Consider the following 24336-nt stretch of genomic DNA (forward strand, 5'->3'; position numbering starts at 1 on the left):
TCCCGACCCACCGACCCGGAAGGAGACCACCGTGCTTCCCTACCGCTCCCGGCTCTCAGTCGTCGGCTTCCTGCTCCCACCCCTGCTCCTCTTCGGCGGCGCCGTGCTGCTGCCGATCGGGCAGTCGGTCTACCTCTCCCTGTTCTCGTGGGACGGCATCAGTGACCGGGAGTTCGTCGGACTGGAGAACTACCGGCACATGTTCGCCGGCGACCCGACCTTCTGGACCGCCTTCACGAACCAGCTCGGTTACCTGGCCGTCTGCCTGGTGCTGCAGCTCGGGGGTGCCCTCCTGGTGGCGTCACTGCTCCTGACCATCACCAGGGGCCGCGAGGTCGTCAAGGTCCTGTACCTGCTGCCGGCAGTCATCTCCACCGTGGCGATCGGCCTGCTGTTCCAACGGATCTACTCCTACGACCCGGTGGGGCTGCTCAACGGGGTCCTCGACAGCGTCGGCCTCGGGTCGCTGAGCCGTCCATGGCTCTCGGACGTCCACACCGTCCTGGCCGCCGTCTCCGCGCCGGAGGGCTGGCGGTTCGTGGGGCTCTACACGATCATCGTGTATGCCGCGTTGCTGGCGGTGCCCCGCGAGCTCGAGGAAGCCGCCCGGCTCGATGGCGCGAACGCGTGGCAGGTCTTCACGAAGATCCGGTTCCCGTACATCCGGCCGGTCTGGGTGACGACGACGATCATGGCCACGACCTTCGCCCTGCGCGGCTTCGACATCCCCTACCTGCTCACCAACGGTGGACCCGGGCAGTCCTCGGAGCTCGTGACGACGTACATGTACAAGACCGCCTTCACGAGCACCAACTACGGCTACGCCAGTGCGATGTCGGTCTTCATCGTGCTCGAGTGCCTGGTCGCCGTCGGCCTCATCTACCTCCTCCTCAACCGGAAGGCCGTGCAATGACCTCGTCGCCGACCGACACGCTGGCCAAGCCGACCCCGGCCCGTGGTGGCCGGGTCCCTCCGTCGGGCCGCACGCCCTCGCGCATCCCCGCTCGTCGACGTCGCCCGCTCACACCGGCCCGGGTCGTCTCCCGGGTCCTCCTCGGAGCTCTCCTGGTCGTGCAGGTCTACCCCTTGGTGTGGATCTTCCTGACGGCCGTCCGCGACGACGCCGACTTCGCGTCGAACGGCGCCTTCGGCCTGCCGCAGTCGTTCACGCTCGACAACTTCGCCAGGGCGTTCGAGCAGGGAGACCTCGGGCGCAATATCGTCAACAGCCTCATCGTCACGCTCGGGGCCTCGGCGCTCATCGTCGTCTGCGGGATGATGGGTGCCTACGCGATCCAGGTCCTCGGGTTCCGTGGGAGCCGGGTGGTCCGGGTGGTGTTCCTCGTCGGCATCATCGTGCCGGTCCAGATCGCCCTGGTCCCGCTCTTCGTCGACTACGCCCGCATCGGCCTGCTCGACACACACCTGTCGATGGTCATCCCGCTGGCCGGGTTCTCCCTGCCGATGTCGCTCTACCTGTTCATGTCCTTCTTCCAGTACATCCCGCAGGAGGTCTACGACGCCGCCTCCATCGACGGAGCCGGACCGACTGCGATCTTCGCCAGGATCACGCTCCCGATGTCGGTCAACACCATCGTCACCGTCGTCATGATCAACAGCATCTTCATCTGGAACGACTTCGTGTTCGGCAACACCTTCGTGCTGTCCGAGGGGCTCAAGACCGTCCCCCTCGGGTTGCAGAACTACATCGGGGCGATGGGCAAGACCGACTGGACCGCGACGTTCGCGGCGGTGTGTGTCACCGTGACTCCCCTGTTGCTGGTGTTCCTCGTCCTCAACCGGGCGATGATGTACGGACTCGAGAGCGGAGCGACCAAGGGATGAGTGAAGGGCAGGGCGCCATGGCGGCGTCGGGCGATGCCACGTCGACCACGTCGACCACCTCGACCACCCCGACGCCCCGCGGTGCGGGCGCCCGCGTGACGTTGCGCGACGTCAGTCGGCTGGCCGGCGTCTCCACCACCACGGTGTCCCACGTCATCAACAACAAGGCTGGCGCCCGGATCGGCGAGGACGCCCGACGACGGGTGCGCGAAGCCGTGGCGGCACTCGGCTACCGTCCCAACGCCACGGCGGCCAACCTGGTGAGGGGTCAGTCGAGCTTCATCGGCCTGGTCGCGGACTCGATCGCCACGACCCCCTTCGCAGGACAGATCATCCGCGGAGCCCAGGACGAGGCCTGGCGACTCGGCTACACCCTCCTCATCGCCAACACCGAGGACAACGCCGACGCCGAGGCCGAGGCGCTGGGCATGATGCTGGCCCACCAGGTCCAAGGCATCCTCTTCTCCACCTGGTACCACCGCGAGGTGGCCCTCCCGGTCGGGCTGAGCGAGGTGGACCACGTCCTGGTGAACTGCTATGCCGCCGAGGGAGTCCGCGCCGTCGTGCCCGACGAGGTGGGGGGTGCCCGCGCCGCCACCGAGCTGCTCCTGGCTGCAGGCCACCGACGGATCGCGTTCCTCAACACCACGACGCCCTCCCCGGCCCGCAGAGGGCGCATCGCGGGTCACCGCGAGGCCATGGCAGCGGCCGGGCTCGAGGTCGACCCCGAGCTCGTCATCGACACCGCTCCCGACCAGGAGGGTGGGTTCGTCGCCGGCCAGCGGCTGGCCGAGCTGGGCGTCACCGGTGTCTGCTGCCACAACGACCGGGTCGCCATGGGTGTGTACGACGCCCTGCGTGAACGCGGGCTCGCGGTGCCCGACGACGTCTCGGTGGTCGGCTTCGACAACCAGGAGGTGATCGCGGCGCACCTGCGTCCACCCCTGTCGACGGTGGCCCTCCCGCACTACGAGCTGGGGGTGCGCGGCGTCCGGGTCCTGATGGGTGTGGAGGACTACCCGGCCGTGGGGCCGCTGCGCGTTCAGTGCCCGCCGGTCGCCCGTGCGTCGGTCACGGCTCCGACGACTCGCGTCCACGACCCTCGCAGCGTCGCGGTCCAGGACTCCTGAGGTGGTGGCCGACGAGCTCCGGCCCGCGCTGCACCTGACGGCGGACCGGGGCTGGGTCAACGACCCGCTCGCACCCACCTGGGACGGTGAGCGCTACCACCTGTTCTTCCAGTACGTGCCGGACTCCGTCGAGTGGGCCCCCCACTGCCACTGGGGTCACGCGGTGTCCGACGACCTCGTGCACTGGGAGTACCGCGGGATCGCGCTCGCCCCCGACGGCGAGGACGACGGGGTGTGGTCCGGCTCGATGGTGCGCCACGACGGCGGGTTCCGGGTCTTCTACACGGCCGTCTCCCTGGACGACCTCCCGATGGGGCGGGTGCGGTGGGCGGACAGCCCCGACCTCTCGCCCGGCTCCTGGGTGAAGGGCGACGTCGTCGTGACGGCCCCGCCGGGAGCCGACGTCACGGCGTTCCGCGACCCGTTCGTCTACCGGGACGGCGCGGTGTGGCGGATGCTCGTGGGCACCTCCCTCGGCGGCAACCAGGCGGCGGCCACCTCCTTCTCCTCCCCGGACCTGTCCGAGTGGACCTACGAAGGCCTCGCCGCCTCGAGGTCCAGCGCCCTCACCGATCCGCTCTGGACCGGCACCCTCTGGGAGTGCCCGCAGCTGGTGACGGCCGGCGGGGCTCGGGTGCTGGTGGCCTCGGTGTGGGCTGAGGATGCCCTTCACCACGTCGTGGCCGCCCTCGGCACGACCGAGGGCCCGACCTTCAGCCCGAGGTCGTGGCAGCAGCTGACGGTGGGTCAGGGCTACTACGCCCCGGCCGCCTTCAGTGATGCCGAGGGTCAGCCCTGCCTGGTCTTCTGGATCCGCGGTCTCCTCGACCGGTCGGCCGGTCGGGCCGGGGCGCTGAGCGTGGTCCACCGCCTCGAGCTCGTCGACGGACGCCTGCGCCTGCGCCTGCACCCGGCCCTGGCCACGAGGGGTCGCGAGCGCCGCGACGCCGCCAATGCGGCGATCGCCGAGCCCGCTGACCTGGGCGACGGGCCGGTGCGACTGACGTCCCGCGGCACGGCCGCCCTGACGGTGTCCCACGAGGAGGGGAAGGTGGTCGTGGAGGCCGGCGCCGAGGTGGTCGCGATCGAGGCCTCACCCCGGGGTGTGCAGGTCCTCGTGGACGGCCCGTGCATCGAGGTGCTGACGTCGGGCGGTGCCTTCGCCCATGCCCTCCCAGGCCCCACGTGGTGGGACGACCGTGCGCAGGGTGCAGACCTTCGCTGGCTCGACTGAGGCAGCCGCGCCCGGGGCTAGGCAGGCGTCGTCACCACGAGATCGGCACGGGCTCGGGTGGCCGCGACCAGTGCGGCGTTGGCCTGGTCGACCCGGTCCACCCAGAGCGCCGCGGCGTCGGGCTCCTTGCCGAAGGCCACGTGCCGGGCCACCAGCCGCTCGAGCCGGGTCTGCTCGTCGAGGTCGCAGTACCAGACCTCGTCCATCGCCGCCCGGACCCGACGCCACGCGGGCTCGTCGAGCAGCAGGTAGTTGCCCTCGGTGATGACCAGCCGCGCAGACGGGGGCACGGCCAGCGCCGCGGCGATCGGCTGCTCGAGGTCGCGCTCGAACCCCGGCGCGTAGACGGTCTCGGTGGTGTCGGTCCGCACCCGCTCCAGCATCGCGGCATACCCGGCGGCGTCGAACGTCTCGGGGGCGCCCTTGCGGTGGCGCAGTCCGAGCCGGTCGAGCTGGGCGTCGGCGAGGTGGTACCCGTCCATCGGCACGTGGGCGACCCAGTCTGCCGCCGCGCCGTCCGGCGGGTGCTCCGCCAGCTCGGCCACGAGCCGTGCGACGAGCGTGGTCTTGCCCGCGCCGGGTGCTCCCGTGATGCCGAGGACCGCGCGCCCGCCACCCGCAGCCGCCGTGCGGGCGACCAGGCCACGGGCGCGCTCGACGAGCGCGGCGAGGTCAGTGGCGAGGTCAGTGGCGTCGCGGTCGCCGTCCCCGGAAGTCATGGGCCCCATGTCATCACACCCAGATCGCGGCGGGTATGCCGTCCGAGAAGGTCTCGGGCGGATCGGGCAGCGGGTGGGCCTCGCCGTTCATGCGGCGGGCCGCCGTCCAGGCGGCTGCGCAGGCGTCGAGGACGTCGTCGGCGGCATACCCACTGCCGTTGAGCACCGACGGGGAGGCGAGGCCGGCGGCGGCCAGTGCGGCCAGCCGCGCGACCCGGCCCGCGTCGGTCTTCTTGCCCGCCACGATGGGGGCGCCAGCCATGACGGCGAAGCTGAGCTCGGGGTGCGCCTCGATGACGGTGACCGTGGGCCGGCTCCTCACCCACGTGTCGACCTCGATGATCTTGGCTCGCAGCCCGAACGCCTGCGCCCCCACGCCCTGACCGGTGAGCGCGCGGTTCACGGGGTCGGCGTCTTGGCGGGTGGCCTCGGCATAGGCGGCTCGCGTCAGGGTCGTGAAGACCGAGGAAGCCTTGCCGCGCAGGGCTTTTCGCGCCATCGCATCGGCCTGGCGCGTCGTGTCGTCCGGGAGGCCGATCGGGATGTCGATGGCCACGGCCTGGATGCCGAGGGACTGGCGCACCGTTTCGACGAGGTCGGCGATGGTCGCGGCGACCGCGATGCGCGGGCGGGGGGCGCCGGGCTCGAGGATCGCGCCGACCCAGCCCGCCTTGCAGGCGTCGACACCGAGCACGGGCACCGTCACCTCGAGCGGTGGGAACGGCCGTGGACCGTCGTCGACCGGCTGAGGGGGGCCGGCCGCGAGCGCGGCACCCACGTCGAGGCCGAGGGTGTCGCCGAGCTGCCGCAGGGTGGTCGTCACCGAGGACACGGCCCGCTCGACCTCGCCCGGGTCCGCTCCGCCGGACGTGGCGAGCAGCTGCGCAAGGGCGTCCGCCTGCTCGGACAGGCGTGCCGACAGCCCGGGGGCCTCGTCCGCCACCGCTGACCGCCTTTCGTCGTCGTTGGTGAAACATGCCAGGGGTGAAACAGTGCCAGACATGACGTCGAACCCCCTCACCGCCCAGAGCCCACCCGCGTTCGACGTCGAGGCGCTGCGTGCCCAGTTCCCGGCGCTGCACGGGGGAGCCGCGCACTTCGACGGTCCCGGGGGTTCGCAGACGCCGCAGGCCGTGGCCGACGCGATCGCCCGTCAGCTCACCCGTCCGATGTCGACGCGCGGGGACGTCACCCTGGCCGAGCGCAACTCCGACGCGGCGGTTCGTGGCGCGCGGGAGGCGCTCGGCGACCTGATGGGCACCGACCCCGGGGGCGTGGTGTTCGGGCGCAGCATGACCTCGCTGACCTTCGAGATGGCGCGCACCCTGGCGCGTTCGTGGGGTCCCGGCGACGAGGTGGTCGTCAGCCGGCTCGACCACGACGCGAACATCCGCCCGTGGGTGCTGGCGGCCGAGCAGGTCGGCGCCACCGTCCGCTGGGCAGAGCTCGACCCGCGCACCGGCGAGCTCGAGCCCGAGGCGGTGGCTGCAGTGGTGGGGGAGCGCACCCGGGTGGTCGCCGTGACCGCTGCCTCGAACCTCATCGGCACGATGCCCGACCTGCCGAGGATCGCCGCCATCGCCCACGCCGTCGGCGCGCTGCTCTACGTCGATGCGGTCCACCTCGCGCCGCACGGCGTCGTCGACCGGGTCGCGATGGGCGCCGACCTGGTGGCCTGCTCCCCCTACAAGTTCTTCGGTCCGCACTGCGGCGCCCTCGCTGCCGCCCCGGAGCTCCTGGAGTCGTTGCACCCCGACAAGCTGGTGCCGTCGTCCGACGCCGTGCCCGAGCGGTTCGAGCTGGGGACGCTCCCCTACGAGCTGATGGCCGGCGTGACCGCCGCCATCGACGTGATCGCCGGCATCGTGCCCGGCCACGGGTCGCGGCGCGAACGCCTCGCGGGCTCGCTCGCGGCCGTCGGGGCGCACGAGCTCACCCTGCGCCGGCGCCTGGAGGCCGACCTGTCGACGCTCCCGGGCGTGACCCTGCACTCACGGGCCGCCCGCCGCACGCCGACGCTGCTGCTGACGCTTGCCGGCCACGAGAGCAAGGACGTCTCACGACAGCTGGCCAGCCTCGACGTCAACGCTCCGGCCGGGCACTTCTACGCGCTCGAGGCGTCGCGGGCCCTCGGCCTCGGTGACACGGGGGGCCTGCGGCTGGGTCTGGCGTCGTACTCGAACGACGACGACCTCGACCGTCTCCTGACCGGCCTGCGGGCGATCGGCGCACGAGATCGCGCGTAGAGTGGAGCCCGAAGGCTGCCCTGGACCCGGTGGCGCACCACCAGTCCAGGAGTCCGGGATGAGCACTCTTCCCACCCCCGCCCGCACGACCCCCACCGCCCCGCGCCCGTTGTACCCGGAGGTCGTCGGAGCAGTCCGGGCCGCCGGGCTCATGGACCGCCGCCTGGGCCCCTACCTGGTCCACTTCGCGGTGAACGCCGTCGCCCTGCTGGTCGTGCTCGCCGCCCTGCTGGTGTGGCGCGACTCCTGGTGGGTGCTGCCCTGGGCCGCCGTCCTGGCCGTCGTGTCGGTGCAAATCGGCTTCCTCGGGCACGACATCGCGCACCGCCAGGTCTCGCGACGGGCTCGGACCGCCACCCTGCTCGGCCTCCTGCACGCGAACCTGCTCAGCGGCCTCAGCTACGGCTGGTGGGTGGACAAGCACAACGCCCACCACGCCCACCCCAACGACCTCGAGACAGACCCCGACGTCCGCGCGGGAGTGCTGATCTTCGACACCAGCCAGACCCGCGGACGCCGCGGGCTGGCTGCCCTGGTGACCCGCCACCAGGCCTGGCTGTTCTTCCCCATGCTCACGTTCGAGGCGGTCAACCTCTACGTCGCCGGCATCCGGTCACTGCTCCGCCCCGGGCTGCGCCACCGCTGGGCCGAGGTCGCGCTCATCGTCGTCCACACCGCGGCATACCTCACGCTCGTGGTCACCACGATGACGTGGGCGCAGGGGCTGGTCTTCGTGGCCATCCACCAAGGGCTGCGGGGGATCTACCTCGGGGTCTCCTTCGCGCCCAACCACAAGGGCATGCCGGTCCTGTCGCGCGCCGACGAGGCCGACCCGTTCCTGCGGCAGGTGCTGACCTCACGCAACATCCGTGGCGGCCCGGTCGTGGACTGGGCCCTGGGCGGGCTGAACTACCAGATCGAGCACCACCTCTTCCCGAGCATGGCGCGGGCGAACCTCCCGAGGGCGCAGGTCATCGTGCGGGCCCTGTGCGAGCGCGATGCGGTCCCCTACGTCGAGGCGTCCGCGCGGTCGTCGTATGCCGACGTGTTGCGCCACCTGCACGCCGTCGGCGCCCCGCTGCGCACCGCCACCTGAGCCGGAGGCACGCCCAGGGGCGCGTCGCTCAGCGGGCGACGGTGAGGCCGAGCCACGCGGCGAGCGCGGCGACCTCGTGGTCGACGGCCTCGCGCACGGCCGGGGAGAAGGGCGCGTCCTCGTGCACCGCGGCGACCCGCAACACCCCGGCCGCGTGGTCGGCGGTGGCATCGAGCTTCCCGACCAGTCGGTCGTCGTGCAGGATCGGCATGGCCCAGTAGCCCCACCGGCGCTTCGCGACCGGCTTGTACATCTCCAGCTGGTAGTCGTAGTCGAAGAGCTCGGTCATCCGCTTGCGGTCGAAGACCAGCCGGTCGAGCGGCGACAGCAGCACCGTGCGGCCGTGGAATGGTGCACTGAGACGGTCGAGCTGGGCCGGGTCGACCCGCCACTGCCCGCGCAGCCCCTCGATGACCGCAGCCTCGCCCACCGACCCGACGTCGCTCGGCTCGGCCGACGCCTCGACGGCCTTGGCCCGCGCCACCCCGAGCGCGGCCAGCCGGCGGCGGCCGCGCTCGACGACGGCCTCCTCGGCCGGCACCTCCGGCTCGCCGGTGGCGTCGGGGTAGACCCGCCTGGCCAGGTCCCACTGCCGCTCGCGCCCCTCGCGGGTCGCCACCGCGACCTCTCCGCGGGCTTCCATGAAGTCGAGCATCCGCTGGGTGTTCTTGTTGTTGGTCCAGCCGGTCGAGCGCCAGGGGACGACGCAGGAGTCGGGGAGGCGCCGAGCCGGCAGGGGCGCCTCGGACTCGAGCTGGTCGAGGATGTCGAGCCGGCACTCGTCGTTGGCCGACACCCACTCGGCGACGTCCATCTGCCAGTCGCGCAGCGGCTCCACCCCGGGCCACTGGGCCATCTCGGCCCGGAAGAGCGCGATGTCCTCGGCCGGGCGCAGGAACCCCTTCAGCTCCACGACCGCCCGCTCCTGGAACAGGTCGTCGAGCTCGCCCAGCGCGTAGCCGGCGCCGAGCCTGCTCCAGCAGACGAGGTCGGCGCTGGGCGCGACAGCCGCCGTGAGGTCGACCTGCACCGCCCCCAGCCGCCGCACCACGTCGAGCAGCCCGGTCGGGCGCGGGTCGTCGAGCAGCTGGGCACGGACCGCGATCCGGCGGGCCTCGGCCCGCGACAGCCGGAGCTCTCCCACGTCGGCCCCGTCAGCCGCGGGACTCGAGGGCCAGCCGGCGCTGGAGCACCTTCGCGAGGTAGTTCATCTGCTCCACGTGCGCCGAGTCGCCGTCGGTCTGCCGCACGGCAGGCCCGACCGCGTCGGTGATGATCGCCACGGCATACCCGTCGACGATGCCCATCTGGCGGGTGACGGTGTCGCTGCGCAGCCAGCCACCCTTGAACGGGCCGGCCCCGATGGTGCCCAGCCCCCAGCGGTGGGCCGGGATCGGGCGCATCGACGACAGGATGTAGGCGCTCGCCGCCTTGGAGACCACGCGCCCGGAGCTCAGCGCTGCCATGAACCGCACCTGCTGGCGGATGGTCCACTGCATCCCGCCCTGCGAGGCGTCGGGGGCGACCGTGCGGGTGTCTCCGATCGACCGCAGCACCTTGGTGATGGCAGCCCCCGGGCTGCCGGGGATGTCCTCGCGCAACGCGATCACGGCATCCATGTCGGAGGCGGTGAGGGCGGCCGTGACCCAGCGCTTCTGCTGCGCGCTGGCCCTGGCCGGATCGCCGTCGCAGGCGGTGTCGAGGAACGCGGCGACCACGAGCACCTTCGACGTCGACCAGGCCTTGTAGCTGGACACCGATCCCTCGACCGTGACGTTGCCCGGGTTGCCCAGCGGCGCGAACGCGAACGCGTCGTTGGTGTCGCCCTCGAGGCTGGTGCGCGGCTTGGCCGTGGACGGCTTGGCGGAGGACGGTCTGGGCGCCGGCGGTCGGGACGTCTTGACCGGCTTGGCCTTGGTGGTCGTGGGGCTGGTCGGCGTGGAGCTGGTCGTCGGGGCCGTCGTGGGGCTGCTCGTCGGCGTCGTCCCGGAGGTGGTGGCCGCCCGCGGGGTCTGCGCCGCGCCCGTGCACGCGCTGAGCGCGAGACAGGCAGCTGCCAACCACACGGTGTGCCGCATGGTCACCGAGGGTAACCCGCGCCGGCGTCCACGGGCTTTGTGGAGGGCCCTGCGCTTTCCGGCGATAATCGCGCCGTGCCCTACCTCGTGAAGCAGAGCCATCGGGCTCGACCCGTGCGCAGGCCGATCCCGCCCGACCCGAGGCTGCCCCGGGCGTGCGTCATCGGCGCCGGGTCCTCCGGGCTCGCCGCGGCCAAGGCGCTCTACACCGCTCGAGTCCCCTTTGACTGCTTCGAGCGGGGCAGCGTCGTCGGTGGCAACTGGGTCTACGACAACCCGAACGGGCTGTCCGCCTGCTACGAGACGCTGGAGATCAACACGTCCGGCCCGCGGATGGCCTTCTCCGACTTCCCGATGCCCGACGACTACCCGCCGTACGCCCGCCACGACCAGGTGGCCGCCTACTTCAACGCCTACGTCGACCACTTCGGGTTCCGTGACCGGATCACGTTCCACACCACCGTGACCGACGTCGCACGCGGACCGGGCGGCACCTGGCTGGTCAGCACCACGGGCCCCGACGGTGACCACGTGCGCGAGTACGACGCCGTGCTCGTCGCGAACGGCCACCACTGGGACCCGCGCTGGCCCAACCCGCCGTACCCGGGGGTGTTCGACGGCGAGCAGCTCCACGCCCACGACTACCGCTCGGGCGCCCAGCTGGCCGGTCGCGACGTCGTCGTGGTCGGCTCGGGCAACTCGGCGCTCGACATCGCCGTCGAGGCGGGCAAGGTGGCCAGGTCGGCCAACCTCTCGCAACGCCGCGGGCAGTGGGTGCTGCGCAAGTTCGCGCTGGGCCGTCCGGCCGACCAGGTCGTGCTGCCCGGCTGGCTGCCCTGGTGGGCCACCGCCCTGCGGCTGCGGATCGGGGCGCTGCTGTCCGGCAACGTCGCGAGGCTCGGCCTGCCGCAACCACACCACAAGCCCGGCCAGTCGCACCCGGTGCAGTCCGAGGGGATCCGTGACGCCCTCCGCACCGGCCGGGTCGTCCCCTGCCCGGCGATCGAGCGGCTCGACGGCGACCACGTGGTCTTCGCCGACGAAAGCCGGGTGCCGGCCGACCTCATCGTCTGGGCGACCGGCTACCGCGTGAGCTTCCCGTTCCTCGACCCGGCGCTGGTGTCGGCCAAGGACAACGACCTACCCCTGTGGAAGCGCACCCTCCACCCCGACCTGCCGGGCCTCTACTTCATCGGGCTCGTGCAGCCGGTCGGCGCCGTCATGCCGCTGGCCCAGGCGCAGGGGGAGTGGGTCGCGCAGCTCCTCACGGGCCGCTATGCCCCACCGCCGGACTCCGAGGTCCGTCGCCAGATGCGGGCCGACCACGAGCGCAACAAGCGGCAGCTCTACTCCTCCGTGCGGCACACCATGGAGGTCGACTTCGACCACTACCTCTGGGACCTGCGCCGCGAGATCCGCCGCGGAGCCGCTCGCGCACGGACGACGGCCGGCCCTGCCTCGTGACGCCCGAAGCGGTCCCGGGGCGAGCCACCGGGGGTGCCGCTAGGTTCGCGAGGTGACCTCACCCGACCTCGCCCTTCTCCTCGACTACCTCCGCGGCCAGCGGCGCCACGTGCTCGCTGCGTTCGACGGTCTCAGCGACGAGGACATGCGACGCGCCGTGCTGCCGTCCGGCTGGTCCGCGGTCCAGCTCCTGCACCACCTCGCGCTCGACGACGAGCGGTTCTGGGTGCGAGCCGTGGTGACCGGCGAGGCGGAGGCGATCGCGGGGCTCAGCGAGAACGCCTGGGTGGTGCCCGACGAGCTGTCGGTCGCCGACGTGCGGGGCCTCTACCTGCGGGAGGCCGAGCTCGCCGACGCCGCGCTCGCTGCAGCGGACCTCGACGCGCCGCCGGCGTGGTGGCCGGACTTCATGGGTGAGCGGTGGCTGCAGACGGTCCGCGAAGTGGTGCTGCACCTCATGGTCGAGACGGCCGCGCACGCCGGTCACGCCGACGCGGCCCGCGAGCTGGTCGACGGCAAGCAGTGGGTGGTCGTCACCTAGCGGATCGGCGGCTCGGCTCCGGCGTCGCCAACCGGACATTCCGGTCCTTTAGGGTGGTCGGGTGGGGGTCGTCGGGGGATGAGCGAGATGGTGCGGCGCTGGGCACCGAGGATCGCGGTGCTGGTCGGACTCGTCGGCCTCCTCGTCGTGGGTTGGCAGTACGCGCAGTACGTCACCGTGTTCGGCGACGACCCGTGTCGCAGCCGTGGCTTCTGCGACGAGCGGGCCATCGCGGTGGCACGACGTGGGTTGTCGCGCTGGTACCTCGCCTCGGCGTCGTTCGCCGTCCTGGGGCTCGTGGTCGTCCTCACGAGGCGGTCGTGGCGCCGACGACCGGTGCCCGACCAGGTCGGCGGGTTCTCCGGGGTCCGGCACACGGGCCTGGCGTTCCTGGTCACCTTCGCGTGGCTCGGCTGGCTGGTGGCGAGCTCGGTCTTCTGGCTGTTCGGGGGCGCGCCGCTCCTGGTCGCCGTCGTCGCCTGCTGGCTGGTCGGGCTGACCTGGGGGCTTGACCGGGTGCACCGGCGGGCTGACCCGGGCGAGGCCACCGGGGCCACCCTCCTCGTGTCCGGAGCGGCAGCCCTCGCCGCGACCCTGGCCGCCCTGCTGGGTTTCGCCCTCGTCTACGTGCTCGAGGGCAAGGGGAGCCTCGTCCTGCCGCCGCTCTTTGTGCTCGCCAGCGTGGTCCTCGTCACCGCCGTGGCCCGTATGCCGGTCGGCGGAGGTCCGGCCGCCGCCGTCGCGGGAGTCGTCGTGACCGTACTCGTGGGTGCCGTGCTGGTCGGAGTCACGGACGAGGGCCGCGACTCGGTCCGGTCGCTGCGCGACGAGTTCCACCCGGAGGTGCCCTCGGCCGTCTCGTCCGCGGTCCTTCCTCCGCCGGAGCCCGGTCCCCGACCACCGGGGCGACCCGACCCCCTCCCCACTCCCCGGCCGACCCCCGCACCGGTGCAGGCTGCCCGGCCGTGCGGGTCCACCGACCTGACCCTCGAAGCCACCGGATGGGACTCCGCGATGGGCGACTCCTCCGTCACCATCGTCGCCACGAACGGCTCGGCCACCGCCTGCTGGGTCGAGGGCTACCCGAAGCTTCGCCTGCTGCAGGGCGGGGCCGACCTGCGCCTGGTGGTCGGCCACCCAGCACGCAGCGACCAGGGGTTGCCGCTGACGCCCCAGCGGGTCGGCGTCGCCCCGGGCGGCGGCGCGGTGTTCGGGTGGTGGTGGAAGGGCTACCGCAACGCAGCAGACCAGTCGACCCCGCAGACCGTGGTGCTGGCCCTCGGCCGCGGAGCGCCGGCCCGGCTCGAGCTCCCCGGCGACCCCTACCTCGTCGACGTCATCGAGCACGCGGAGGTCGACGTCACCCCGTGGGGTCCGCGAGTGGACTGACCCGGTCGACGTGACCCGTGCCGACTGCCTCCCAGCGACGGACCCCGGCGACGGACCCCGGCGACGGACCCCGGCGACGGACCCCGGCGACGGATCCCGGCGACTGAATCCCAGTTGGTCCGGACCGTTGGCTCCGCCATGATCGGGACCATGGCTTCCAAGGCGCAGAAGTACCCGGACCTGTGGGTCGACCCCGAGGACGACCCTCGCGAGTCGGCCACCTCCACGGCGACCGACGAGCGCAGCGTGCTCGTGGAGTACCTCCGGCACTTTCGCCTCACCTTCGAGATGAAGTGCGAGGGCCTGGACGCCGAGCAGATGGCGCGACGCTCGGTCGAGCCGTCCACCATGTCGCTGCTGGGGCTGCTGCGTCACCTCGCCGCGGTCGAGCAGACCTGGTTCCGGATCACGATGGTCAACGAGGACGTGCCGCGGCTCTGGGGCAAGGACGACGAGCGCGACGCCGACTTCGACGGTGCGGTGGCCGACGATGTCGTCGTCGCCGAGGCGTGGGAGGCGTGGCGTCGCGAGGTCGCGTATGCCGTGGAGTTCGTCGAGCGCGCCGAGTCGCTCGAGGTCGTCAGCACCCATGCGACCCGCGGGCCGATCACGGTGCGCGAGCTGCTCGTGCACATGATCGAGGAGTACGCCCGGCACTGCGGGCACGCCGACCTCATCCGCGAACGCATCGACGGCCGCACGGGACAGTAGCTCCGGCCCGGCCGCCACCCCTCACTCCCACCGGCCCGATAAGCGTGTGACGAGCCAGGGACCCATAGCCTGTGGGCGTGAGCAACGAGGCTGCGGCACCCGAACCGACCACCGTGCACGATGCCGTGCAGCGGTATGCCGCGATGCAGCCCGACCTGCGCGTGCCCACCGAACAGTTCGTCTCGCTCGTCACCTCACTGCTCGACGACGCGGGCATCAACTACGTGAGCGTCACCGGCCGCACGAAGTCGGTGGCCTCGTTCGCCGCGAAGGCGGGCCGCATGCTCGACGGCGCCCCGGTCTACTCCGACCCGCTCACCGAGATCACCGACCAGATCGGCGTGCGCGTCGTGACCTACCTGCACGGCGACGTCGATGCGGTGGCCGGTCTGCTGTCCGACCAGTTCAGCGTGCTCGACGACCGCGACATGGGTCGCGAGACGGCCCGCCAGGGCCGCTTCGGCTACTCCAGCCGCCACCTGCTCGTGGCGGTCGACCCGGTCAAGGGCGTGCCCGCGGCATACGAGACGTTGAAGGGGCGCAGCGCCTCGGTGCAGGTGCGCACGATCCTCCAGCACGCATGGGCCGAGTTCGAGCACGACGTGCGCTACAAGGGCACGATCCCCGAAGAGCACGTGCCCGACCTCGACCGGCGGTTCACCCTGGCGGCAGGGCTGCTCGAGCTGGCCGACCGCGAGTTCTCCGAGATCCGCGACACGCTGCAGGCCACCATGGGTGGGCAGCGGCTCACCATCGACGAGGACGACCCCCGCATCAGCGCCTCCGACCTGGCGACGTTCCTCGCGGGCCAGTTCCAGGACGCCGGCTGGTCGCGCACCGACCACTACGCGTGGATCTCGGGGCTGCTGCTCGAGCTGGGCATCACCTCGCTCGACGAGCTGGGCGGGCTGCTGTCGTCGATCGACCTCGAGGGCATCAACGCGCGGATGGGCTACCGCTACCCGGCCGGCGCGGTGCGTCGTCTCGACGACGCGCTGCTCGCGGTCTACGGCTCGCGCTACCTCGCTCTGCACGGCAACGGGCACCGCGAGGCCGCCCTGCGGGCCCGGCTCGACAAGCTCCGCGCGGTCTGACTCGGCGCCGCCGCTAGATCGTGGCGAGCAGCGCCCGTGCCTCGACGAGACGGCTGCGCTCGCGCTCGAGCAGGGTGCGCCGGTCAGCCGCCTTGTCGGCCTGCTCCGCGATCCGTCGGGCAGCCAGCACGTCGAGCTCGGTGGTGGCCCACTCGTCGCAGGCACGCAGGATCTCCGGGCCATCACGACGCCACACCTCGGCCTGGCCCTCCAGGTCCGCCAGCCCGACCCGGGCGCGCTCGAGGTCCTGTGCGTACTCGGCGGACAGGCGCGCGTGGGCCACCGCTGCGACCGTGCCGTCCAGCCGCCCTGCCTCCAGCCGGCGCTGGTAGCCCTCGACCTCGGTCACGGTCGTCCGGGCCACCCCCAGGTTGTGGACCAGCTCGGGCAGCAGCACCGAGGCCGCGACCCGCAACCGCACGATCCGAGTCTCGTCCGCGCCCAGGTGCCCCGCGAGGCAGCTCAGCTCGGCCGTCTCCAGCTCGAGGAACAGCTCGAGCAGACCCACCTCCTGGGCCAGCCGCCCGACCTGGGTCGGGAGCAGCCGCACGCGGTCGCGCACGTCGAGGAACGGACGCATGACCCACTCGCGCAGGTCGGAGGACCGATCGGTGGTGCGGTGCTGGACGTCCTTGATCCGCCGCTGCAGGGTGCCTCCGAAACCGGACAACCCGGCCAGGCCGGTGCTGGCCTCGGGCGCGGCCGGCTCGGCTGCCCCGCCGCTCTCTGCCTCGACCGCCTGCACGTCGATCTGGAGGATCGCGTCGACGACCTGCCCGAGCTGGGCCACCCGGCCGAGCACCGCCTTCCAGGCGGCCGTCCGCCAGCGCACGTCGGCCAGCACCTTGAGGTCCTTGCGCATCCGCGTCGCGTCGACCTCGCCGTCCGGTGACTGCCGCTGCTTCTCCGCGAGGTCGCTGATCCGGTCGAGCTCGGCGAGGTAGGCCTGGAACTCCCCGGAGGCCGAGGTCACGAAGGCCGCCCAGGTGCTCAGCGGCACCCCGGTCTGCTGCTTGACGTACTGGCTGGCCAACCCCTTCACCGCCCGCACCGCCCCCGCGATCGGCAGGCCGATCAACCCGAACCCCGCCAGCGCCTGGACGCCCCCGCCACCGCCCGCACCACCACCCTGGGTCACCACGCCGAGGGCCTCCTCGAGCGCCTCGAGCGTCTCGGCGACCTCCGCGCAGTCGGCCTGGACGGCGGCGACGGTGCGGCGCAGCGCCAGGAAGCTGGTCTGCAGCACCACGGCGTCCCGCACAGCCATCACGTCGCCGGTCATCGGTCCTCCTCAGCCGTCCCGCGGGGCGGGGGAGCCGGAGTCGCACCACGGCTCGGGCCCTGCGTGCCGTGGAAGACCGGTGCGAGTGCCTGTGGTTGCCGCCCGATGGGACAGCTGGCGGGTGGCGGACTCCCCGAAGCCATGTTTCTCATTGTCCACACGCACTCGACCCTGTCCTCGTGCATCTGGGGGAGCCGTGCCGAGCCGGTCCGGCGGCGGGTGGCCGAGCCGTCCGGGCTGTCCCTGTTCGGGCCGAGCCACCCGGTCGCCCGACCTCCTGACGCCGTCGGTGCGCCGGTCTATCGTGCCGAGCATCACCTTTCCCCGGACCCAGGAGCACCCGATGGCCTCTCGCCTCAACCCCTACATCCAGTTCAAGGACAACGCCCGCGCCGCGCTCGAGTTCTACCAGGGCGTCTTCGGCGGCGACCTCACGGTCAGCACGTTCGGCGAGTACGGAGACCCCAGCCAGCCCGGGGCCGACGGCATCATGCACGGCCAGCTCGAGTCACCGAGCGGCTACACGATCATGGCCGCCGACACCCCACCCGGGATGGATCACCACCCCGGCAGCACCATCGCGATCAGCCTCTCGGGCGACGACGCCGACGAGCTGCACGGCTACTGGGACGAGCTCGCCGACGGCGGGCAGGTGCAGGTGCCGCTCGAGCAGCAGATGTGGGGCGACGAGTTCGGCATGTGTGTCGACCGGTTCGGCATCGGCTGGATGGTGAACATCGCGGGCGCCCGCCCGAAGTCCGACGGCTGAACGCGGGGCAGCGCGCCCCTGACGCCGCGACTACGTTGACAGGGTGAAACGGGCATCCGCCACTCTGGCCGCCGTCCTGATCGGTCTGCTGTATGCCGCCGTGCCCGCCTCCGCCCTGCCGGCCTCCGCGGCGGCGCCGGCCGCGGCGCAGCAGGCTGTGCAGGACGGCATACCCAAGGTCCTCAAGGTCGGCACGGAGGGGGTCTACCCACCCTTCAGCTACCACGGCGGGACCGGTAGCGGCCTCACCGGCTACGACATCGACGTCATGAACGCCATCGGCAAGCACCTCGGAGTGAAGGTCGAGTACGTCGAGACGCCGTTCGACTCGATGTTCGCAGCGCTGGAGGCCGGCCGCTTCGACGTCGTGGCCAACCAGATCACCTTCAACGAGGAGCGCAACGCGCGCTACGACCTGTCCGACTCCTACGTCGAGACGACCGGGGTCCTCGTAGTGCGCAAGGGCGAGTCGCAGATCAAGACCATCGCCGACCTCAAGGGCAAGCGGGCGGCCGAGAACATCACCAGCAACTGGGCGGAGGTCGCCAAGGGAGCCGGGGCCACGATCGTCGGGGTCGACAGCATGGCCCTCGCGATCGACAACCTCGAGCAGGGACGCGTCGACGCCCTCGTCAACGACAAGCTGGCGATCCGCAACTACCTCGCCACCAAGCCCGACGCCGGGGTGAAGGTGGTCGCCGAGACCGACGACGTGAGCAAGTCGGTGTTCGCCGCCCGCAAGGACTCCGGCTACCTGCCCCAGCTCAACAAGGCGATCGCCGACCTGCGGGCCGACGGCACGCTCGACACGATCTACGCGAAGTACTTCGGGGCCGAGGCGAAGCAGACCAGCACCTGGCAGATCATGCGGCAGAACGCGTGGCCGATGGTCAGGGCCGCCCTCACCAAGACCATCCCGCTCACCGCGATCAGCTTCACGATCGGCATGGTGATCGCCCTGGTGGTCGGGCTGATGCGGATGTCGAAGCAGCCTGTCGTGTCGGGGCTGGCACGGCTGTACATCTCGTTCATCCGCGGCACCCCACTGCTGGTGCAGCTCTTCCTCATCTTCTACGCCCTGCCCCAGCTCGGCGTGAAGATCGAGCCCTTCCTCGCCGCGGTGATCGCCTTCAGCGTCAACGTCGGAGGGTATGCCGCGGAGATCGTCCGCTCGTCGGTCGAGTCGCTGCCCAAGGGGCAGTGGGAGGCGGCCTCCACGGTGGGCATGGGCTACTCGACCACCCTGCGCCGGATCATCCTTCCCCAAGCGGCGCGAACTGCCGTCCCGCCCCTGTCGAACACCTTGATCTCGCTGGTCAAGGACACCTCGCTGGCAGCCGTCATCCTCGTCACCGAGCTGTTCCAGCAGGCCCGGCTCGCGGCCGCACCGACCTTCGAGTTCCTCGCCCTGTTCGGCATGGCCGCCGTCTACTACTGGGTGATCTGCCTCGTGCTGTCCGTGATCCAGTCCCGCACCGAGACCCGACTGAACAGGTTCGTCGCCGCATGAGCACTTCCACCGGCCCAGCGTCCGGCCGCACCCCCGTCCCGGCATCGGGCGGTCACCTCGTCCAGGTCGAGCACCTGGCCAAGTCCTTCGGCGACCACGTCGTCCTCGAGGACGTCTCCTTCACCGTCGACTCCGGCACCGTCACCTGCGTGATCGGTCCGTCGGGATCGGGCAAGACGACCCTCCTGCGCTCGCTGAACGCGCTCGAGGTCCCCGACCGGGGAGTGGTGCGGATCGGCAGCACCACCGTCGACTTCGCCGGCATCCACCCGGGGCCGCGGGGCCGCCTGCCCAAGGCCCAGCGCGCCGAGCTCATGGCGCTGCGCAGCCACAGCGGCATGGTCTTCCAGGCGCACAACCTCTTCCCGCACAAGACCGCCCTCGAGAACATCACGGAGGGACCGGTCGTGGTGCAGGGCGAGCCGGTGGCGGAGGCGACGGCGCGAGCGCGCGAGCTGCTCGCGAAGGTCGGGCTCTCCGAGCACGCCGACAAGTACCCGTTCCAGCTGTCCGGTGGCCAGCAGCAGCGGGTCGGCATCGCCCGGGCCCTCGCCCTGCGTCCCGACCTGGTGCTCTTCGACGAACCCACCTCGGCCCTCGACCCCGAGCTCGTCGGTGACGTGCTCGGGGTGATGAAGGACCTTGCCGCAGAGGGCTGGACGATGGTCGTCGTGACGCACGAGCTGCGGTTCGCCCAACAGGTGGCCGACCAGGTGCTGTTCATCGACGGCGGCCTGATCGTCGAGCAGGGCCCACCGCAGGAGGTCATCGCCGATCCCCAGCATCCGCGGACCAGGACCTTCCTGACGCGCCTCCTCGAACCCATCTGACCGGTCAGGGGCGGACCCAGGCGGTGGTGTCGGGTGGCAGCTGCCCGCCCTCGAGCGGGCTGCTCGACAGCAGCACCCGGTCGGCCGGCAGGTCGACCGGCTCCGAGGACAGGTTGACGACGCAGCGCAGGGCGCCGTCGCGGTCGAAGTCGAGGACGTCCGGCGCCGACTCGCGCCAGGCGAGCCCCGCGGCGTGCAGACCCGGGGTCTCGCTTCGCAGCCGGAGCACGTCCCGGTAGAGGGTCAGCATCGACGCCGGGTCGCCGTCCTGCGCCTCGACGGTGAGGTCACGCCACGACGCGGGCTGCGGCAACCACGGCGTCACGCCGTCCGGTGAGAACCCGAAGGGCGGCTCCTGCCCGCTCCAGGGGAGCGGCACCCGACAGCCGTCACGGCCACGCAGCTCACCGCCGCTGCGCAGGAACATCGGGTCCTGGAGCACCTCGTCGGGCAGGTCGTCGACGTTCGGCAGGCCGAGCTCCTCGCCCTGGTAGACGTAGGCGCCGCCGGGCAGCGCCAGCATGAGCATCGCCGCCGCTCGGGCCCGGCGGGTGCCGAGGGCCAGGTCGGAGACCTCGCCCGCACCGTCGGAGATGAAGTAGGAGCTCGTCGTCGCGCGGCCGTAGCGCGTGACCGGGCGGATCTCGTCGTGGCTGGTCAGCACCCAGGTGGACGGCACCCCGATCGGCTCGAACGACGACAGCGTCGCGTCGATGACCTCGCGCAGCGGACCGGCCTCCCACGGCCCCTTGAGGTAGGGGAAGTTGAAGGCCGTGTGCATCTCGTCGGGGCGCAGGTAGGCGGCCAGCCGCTCCGGGGTGCTGACGACCGCCTCAGCCACGAAGGCCCGGTCGCCGTCGTAGGTGTCGGCGATCGCGCGCCAGCGCCGGAAGATGTCGTGCACCGTGTCGACGTCCCAGTGCGGGTTGTCGTCCCAGTCGACGGTCCGGAACTGCAGCACCCCGCCGTAGTCGGCGTCGGGCAGCCCGGCCTTCTTCGACATCGCGGGCGCCGCGTCGATCCGCAGCCCGTCGACCCCACGGTCGAACCAGAACCGCAGCACGTCGTCGAAGTCGGCCAGCACCGACTCGTTGCTCCAGTCGAGGTCGGGCTGCTCGGGAGCGAACAGGTGCAGGTACCACTGACCGGGCGAGCCGTCGGGCTCGGCGACCCGCGTCCAGGCCGGCCCGCCGAACGCGCTGATCCAGTTGTTGGGCGGCTCGTCGCCGGACTCGCCCCGCCCGTCGCGGAAGAAGTACCGGGCCCGCTCGGCCGACCCCGGGGCGGCGGCCAGCGCCGCGAGGAACCACGGGTGCTGGTCGGAGGTGTGGTTGGGCACCAGGTCGATGATGACCCGCAGGCCCAGCTCGTGCGCCTCCCGCAGCAGGGCGTCGGCATCCTCGAGCGTGCCGAACATCGGGTGTATGCCGCGGAAGTCGCTCACGTCGTAGCCCCCGTCGGCCATCGGCGACGGGAACCACGGCGAGATCCAGAGACCGTCGACGCCGAGGTCTGCGAGGTAGGGGAGCTTGGCGCGCAGGCCCGGCAGGTCGCCCTCGCCGTCACCGTTGCCGTCGGCGAAGCTCCGCGGATACACCTGGTACATCACGGCCGAGCGCCACCACGACTGCGGAGGGCCCGACTCCTCGTTGTGTGCCACAGGCCGAACCTAGTGCCCTGCAGCAGCTTCCGACAGGGTGATGGTGACCAGCCCTTCGGGAGACAGGGCCCCGGTCGCGATCCGCAGGGCCGCCGCGCGTCCGGCCTCTCGGTCGCACGGGTCTCCGGCGGGGCCGACACCGACGTCGCCGTCGAGGCCGGGGTCGGCCTCGACGGCGAGGTCGAGGACGTCGTCGGCGAAGTCGAGGAAGTCGGTCAGGGCGCGGGTGCTGCGGTAGTGGGTCAGCCGAGTCAGGTCGAGGTCTCGGCGCGTCACACCGCCGGATGCGGGGGTGTAGCCCTCGAAGAACGAGTCCACCTCACTCGAGGTGATGGGGGCGAACGAGAAGACCCCGCCGACGACGAAGATCAGGTCGGCCTCGCGCGGGGCGAGCACCGCGTCGTCCCAGTCGACCAGCCAGACACCGTCACCGGCGCCCGCGAAGGTGTCGGGCTCGAGCAGGAGGTTGCCGTGGTGGGGGTCGGCGTGGCAGACCACCGGCTCGGTCCCGGCCCACACCGACGAGCGCGCCGTCGACTCGGCGAGGGCTGCCACCTCCAGCACCCGGTGGCCGCCGGTGTCCCACACCGCTGCCAGCTCGGCGAGGAGCGGGTCCGACGGCGCCTGCGCCACAGCTGCGGCGAGCTGTCGAGGGAACGCCCGGGCCCGCCCCACCTCCGAGCTCGGGTCGTGCCGGTCGACCCGCAGGCCGGGCGGCACCCCCACCAGGGGCGGTCCCGGAGCCGTCGCGTGCACGGTCGCGAGCAGCTCCCCGAAGCTCCGCCACTGGGCGGCGGTCAGCCCGACCTCGATGGCCCGATCGCCGTCGACCCACGGCACCACGCTGACGGTCCGGTCGTCGTCGGTTGCCACCAGCCCGCCGGTCCGGGTGCGGACCGGAGCGGGCACTCCGCGTACCCCGCGACCGGCCAGGAAGTCGGCCACCACCAGACCCGGCTGGGGTGCGGGGCCGGACTTGACGGCATACGCGGTGCCGTCTGCGGTCTCGCCGCGGAACAGCGAGGCACGCGGATCGGCGCCCAACCCGGTGGGTCGGACGCCGATCAGCGGGATGCCGAAGTCCTCGCGGACCCGGCCGAGGAGGTCCACGTCAGTGGACCACCACCGGCGGCAACTCCTGGTCGTCGAGCAGGTGCGACACCTCGCGCTTGCGCGGCAGGAAGAACGCCGGGATCAGGGTCAGGCTGACCAGGATCGCCGCCCACCAGTAGGTGTGCGCGAACGCGCTCGCCGCCGCGACCGGTGCCTGCGCCGGGCTGGTCGGTGGGTTGTCCTTGAGGGCGTTGGTCAGGACCACCGAGAACAGCGCCACGCCGACCGAGCTCGCGATCTGCTGGGTGATGTTGAGCAGCGTCGACCCGCGGGCGACCTCGTGGTGGGTGAGCGTCTTCAGGGCCGTGGTGAAGATGGGCATCATCGTGCCGCCCATGCCGAGCCCCATGACGAACAGCACGGGGATGAGGAAGCCCCAGTGCGAGGAGTCGGCCTCGATCTGGGTCAGGGCGAACATCCCGCCGATGATGAGCACCAGGCCGAAGGGCACGATCCGCCCGACCGGGAACTTGTCCACGAGGGTGCCCGCGATCGGCATGGTGAGCATGGCGCCGACACCCTGGGGGGCGACCAGCCAGCCCGCGCTGAGCGGCGTCTCGCCCTGCACCTGCTGGAGGAACTGGGGCACCAGCAGCAGCCCGCCGAAGAACGACGCCGCGAAGATGAACATCGTGATCGTCGAGACGGTGAGGTTGCGGTTCTTGAACAGCCGCAGGTCGAGCAGCGGGTGCCGGGGCCGGAAGCTGTAGAGCACGAACGTGACCATCAGCGCCAGGCCGACGAAGCCCGGCACGAGCACCTTGGCGTGACCGATGCCGCCCTCACCCGGGATCGACGAGACGCCGTAGAGGAAGAGCGCGAGACCGGGGCTCATCATGAGCATGCCGACGAAGTCGAACGACTCGGAGGGCTGGGGGTTGTCCTTGGCCAGCGCGAACTGTGCGTAGACCAGGGCGACCAGCCCGATCGGGGCGTTGATCAGGAAGATGTAGTGCCAGCTGAAGTGGTCGATCAGCCAGCCGCCGAGGATGGGGCCGAAGATCGGGCCGAGCAGCATCGGCACCCCGAGGATGGCCATCAGCCGGCCCATCCGGGCCGGGCCGGCGGCGCGGGTCATGATCGTCATGCCGAGCGGCATCAGCATGCCGCCGCCGAGGCCCTGGAGCACGCGGAACCCGATCAGCATGCCGATCGAGGTGGCCGCCGCGCACAGGAGCGAGCCGAGGGTGAAGAGCAGGATCGCCAACATGTAGAGGCGCTTGGTGCCGAACCGGTCGGCCGCCCAGCCGGACAGCGGGATGACGGTCGCGAGCGCGAGCGTGTAACCGGTGACGGTCCACGCGACGCTGGAGTAGGCGAGCGGCGCGCCCCCGAAGGCCGTCTGGAAGGTGCGCAGCGCGACGTTGACGACGGTGATGTCGAGGATCGACATGATCGCCCCGAGCACGACGACACCCGCGACCTTGAGGACGGCGGCGTCGATCTTCTCGGGGTAGTCCACGGGTGTCGTGGCAGGTGCTGACACTGGGAGTCCTCTCGGAGCTGGGCCTGCGGAGTCTGCTCAGGCCGGTGTTGTCTTCTCAGGCGTGGGTGCCCGGGCGCGCGGTGTCTGGACCGGGTGCTGCTCGAGCCGTGGTGCGCCCCCCCCGCGACGGTGCGTGACG

General features: G+C 71.8%; 22 protein-coding genes. 14 read left to right on the forward strand and 8 right to left on the reverse strand.

All coding sequences use genetic code 11. The features are described 5' to 3' along the window. Nucleotides 1-31 precede the first annotated feature (31 nt). Genes ABD262_RS13590 through ABD262_RS13605 form a run of 4 tightly spaced genes read left to right on the forward strand, consistent with a single transcriptional unit; the run spans nt 32 to nt 4209 of the window. Entirely contained in the window at nt 32-913 is an 882-nt protein-coding gene (locus ABD262_RS13590; protein WP_344137031.1) for a carbohydrate ABC transporter permease, read from the forward strand. After that, a complete protein-coding gene (locus ABD262_RS13595; protein WP_344137034.1) occupies nt 910-1845 on the forward strand; it encodes a carbohydrate ABC transporter permease in 936 nt (311 codons plus the stop codon). The genes ABD262_RS13590 and ABD262_RS13595 overlap by 4 nt, the downstream gene beginning before the upstream one ends. Beyond that, complete coding sequence (locus ABD262_RS13600; RefSeq protein WP_344137037.1) at nt 1842-2975, forward strand: LacI family DNA-binding transcriptional regulator; 1134 nt, start codon at nt 1842-1844, stop codon at nt 2973-2975. The genes ABD262_RS13595 and ABD262_RS13600 overlap by 4 nt, the downstream gene beginning before the upstream one ends. A 4-nt stretch (nt 2976-2979) precedes the next feature. Beyond that, complete coding sequence (locus ABD262_RS13605) at nt 2980-4209, forward strand: glycoside hydrolase family 32 protein (protein ID WP_344137040.1); 1230 nt, start codon at nt 2980-2982, stop codon at nt 4207-4209. 17 nt (nt 4210-4226) lie between these two features. Here the strand turns inward: ABD262_RS13605 and ABD262_RS13610 are convergent, their stop codons facing one another. After that, on the reverse strand, nt 4227-4928 hold the full coding sequence (locus tag ABD262_RS13610) for a nucleoside/nucleotide kinase family protein (RefSeq protein ID WP_344137043.1): 702 nt from the start codon (nt 4926-4928) through the stop codon (nt 4227-4229). A gap of 13 nt (nt 4929-4941) precedes the next feature. Then, nucleotides 4942-5871: a DUF429 domain-containing protein gene (locus ABD262_RS13615; protein WP_344137046.1), complete on the reverse strand. Its 930-nt coding sequence runs from the start codon at nt 5869-5871 to the stop codon at nt 4942-4944. A gap of 58 nt (nt 5872-5929) precedes the next feature. On the opposite strand from ABD262_RS13615, the gene ABD262_RS13620 reads away from it, so the two are divergent. Further along, nucleotides 5930-7174, forward strand: coding sequence for a cysteine desulfurase-like protein (locus ABD262_RS13620; RefSeq protein WP_344137050.1), 1245 nt, complete (start codon nt 5930-5932; stop codon nt 7172-7174). 58 nt (nt 7175-7232) lie between these two features. Beyond that, on the forward strand, nt 7233-8270 hold the full coding sequence (locus ABD262_RS13625) for a fatty acid desaturase family protein (RefSeq protein ID WP_344137053.1): 1038 nt from the start codon (nt 7233-7235) through the stop codon (nt 8268-8270). A 28-nt stretch (nt 8271-8298) separates the two neighbouring features. Here ABD262_RS13625 and ABD262_RS13630 read toward each other — a convergent pair whose 3' ends face one another. Both ABD262_RS13630 and ABD262_RS13635 read right to left on the reverse strand, forming a co-directional pair. Next, on the reverse strand, nt 8299-9414 hold the full coding sequence (locus ABD262_RS13630; protein WP_344137056.1) for a DNA glycosylase AlkZ-like family protein: 1116 nt from the start codon (nt 9412-9414) through the stop codon (nt 8299-8301). 10 nt (nt 9415-9424) lie between these two features. Continuing rightward, a complete protein-coding gene (locus ABD262_RS13635) occupies nt 9425-10348 on the reverse strand; it encodes a serine hydrolase (RefSeq protein WP_344137059.1) in 924 nt (307 codons plus the stop codon). Between the two features lie 75 nt (nt 10349-10423). Here ABD262_RS13635 and ABD262_RS13640 point away from each other — a divergent pair, with 75 nt between their 5' ends. From ABD262_RS13640 to ABD262_RS13660, 5 genes are all read left to right on the forward strand, one after another. After that, entirely contained in the window at nt 10424-11812 is a 1389-nt protein-coding gene (locus ABD262_RS13640) for a flavin-containing monooxygenase (protein WP_344137062.1), read from the forward strand. 52 nt (nt 11813-11864) lie between these two features. Beyond that, the gene (locus tag ABD262_RS13645; RefSeq protein ID WP_344137065.1) at nt 11865-12353 is read left to right on the forward strand and encodes a mycothiol transferase; all 489 of its coding nucleotides are present in this window, start codon (nt 11865-11867) and stop codon (nt 12351-12353) included. Between the two features lie 78 nt (nt 12354-12431). Next, nucleotides 12432-13742 carry a DUF4232 domain-containing protein gene (locus ABD262_RS13650; protein ID WP_344137068.1) on the forward strand — a complete coding sequence of 437 codons (1311 nt, stop codon included), beginning with the start codon at nt 12432-12434 and terminating at the stop codon, nt 13740-13742. 150 nt (nt 13743-13892) lie between these two features. Then, nucleotides 13893-14453, forward strand: a complete 561-nt coding sequence (locus ABD262_RS13655) for a DinB family protein (protein ID WP_344137071.1) — start codon at nt 13893-13895, stop codon at nt 14451-14453. A gap of 77 nt (nt 14454-14530) precedes the next feature. Then, a complete protein-coding gene (locus ABD262_RS13660) occupies nt 14531-15547 on the forward strand; it encodes a GTP pyrophosphokinase (RefSeq protein ID WP_344137074.1) in 1017 nt (338 codons plus the stop codon). Nucleotides 15548-15560: 13 nt separating this feature from the next. Here the strand turns inward: ABD262_RS13660 and ABD262_RS13665 are convergent, their stop codons facing one another. Beyond that, nucleotides 15561-16829 (reverse strand): hypothetical protein, encoded by a 1269-nt coding sequence (locus tag ABD262_RS13665; protein WP_344137077.1) that lies wholly within the window; start codon nt 16827-16829, stop codon nt 15561-15563. A gap of 343 nt (nt 16830-17172) precedes the next feature. Between ABD262_RS13665 and ABD262_RS13670 the strand changes: the two genes are divergently transcribed. Genes ABD262_RS13670 through ABD262_RS13680 form a run of 3 tightly spaced genes read left to right on the forward strand, consistent with a single transcriptional unit; the run spans nt 17173 to nt 19938 of the window. Further along, nucleotides 17173-17598, forward strand: a complete 426-nt coding sequence (locus ABD262_RS13670; RefSeq protein WP_344137080.1) for a VOC family protein — start codon at nt 17173-17175, stop codon at nt 17596-17598. Nucleotides 17599-17641: 43 nt separating this feature from the next. Further along, entirely contained in the window at nt 17642-19108 is a 1467-nt protein-coding gene (locus tag ABD262_RS13675; protein ID WP_344137083.1) for an ABC transporter substrate-binding protein/permease, read from the forward strand. After that, the gene (locus ABD262_RS13680) at nt 19105-19938 is read left to right on the forward strand and encodes an amino acid ABC transporter ATP-binding protein (protein WP_344137086.1); all 834 of its coding nucleotides are present in this window, start codon (nt 19105-19107) and stop codon (nt 19936-19938) included. Before ABD262_RS13675 ends, ABD262_RS13680 begins: the two co-directional genes overlap by 4 nt. A gap of 4 nt (nt 19939-19942) precedes the next feature. Here ABD262_RS13680 and ABD262_RS13685 read toward each other — a convergent pair whose 3' ends face one another. The 3 genes from ABD262_RS13685 to ABD262_RS13695 are packed head-to-tail and all read right to left on the reverse strand — an operon-like array spanning nt 19943 to nt 24197. Next, nucleotides 19943-21598, reverse strand: a complete 1656-nt coding sequence (locus ABD262_RS13685) for a glycoside hydrolase family 13 protein (protein WP_344137089.1) — start codon at nt 21596-21598, stop codon at nt 19943-19945. Nucleotides 21599-21607: 9 nt separating this feature from the next. Further along, entirely contained in the window at nt 21608-22708 is a 1101-nt protein-coding gene (locus ABD262_RS13690) for a phosphotransferase enzyme family protein (protein ID WP_344137092.1), read from the reverse strand. A gap of 1 nt (nt 22709) precedes the next feature. Beyond that, nucleotides 22710-24197 carry a DHA2 family efflux MFS transporter permease subunit gene (locus ABD262_RS13695; protein WP_344137095.1) on the reverse strand — a complete coding sequence of 496 codons (1488 nt, stop codon included), beginning with the start codon at nt 24195-24197 and terminating at the stop codon, nt 22710-22712. Nucleotides 24198-24336 lie beyond the last annotated feature (139 nt).

The sequence above is a fragment of the Pedococcus bigeumensis genome (genome assembly GCF_039531795.1).
Classification (GTDB): domain Bacteria; phylum Actinomycetota; class Actinomycetes; order Actinomycetales; family Dermatophilaceae; genus Pedococcus; species Pedococcus bigeumensis.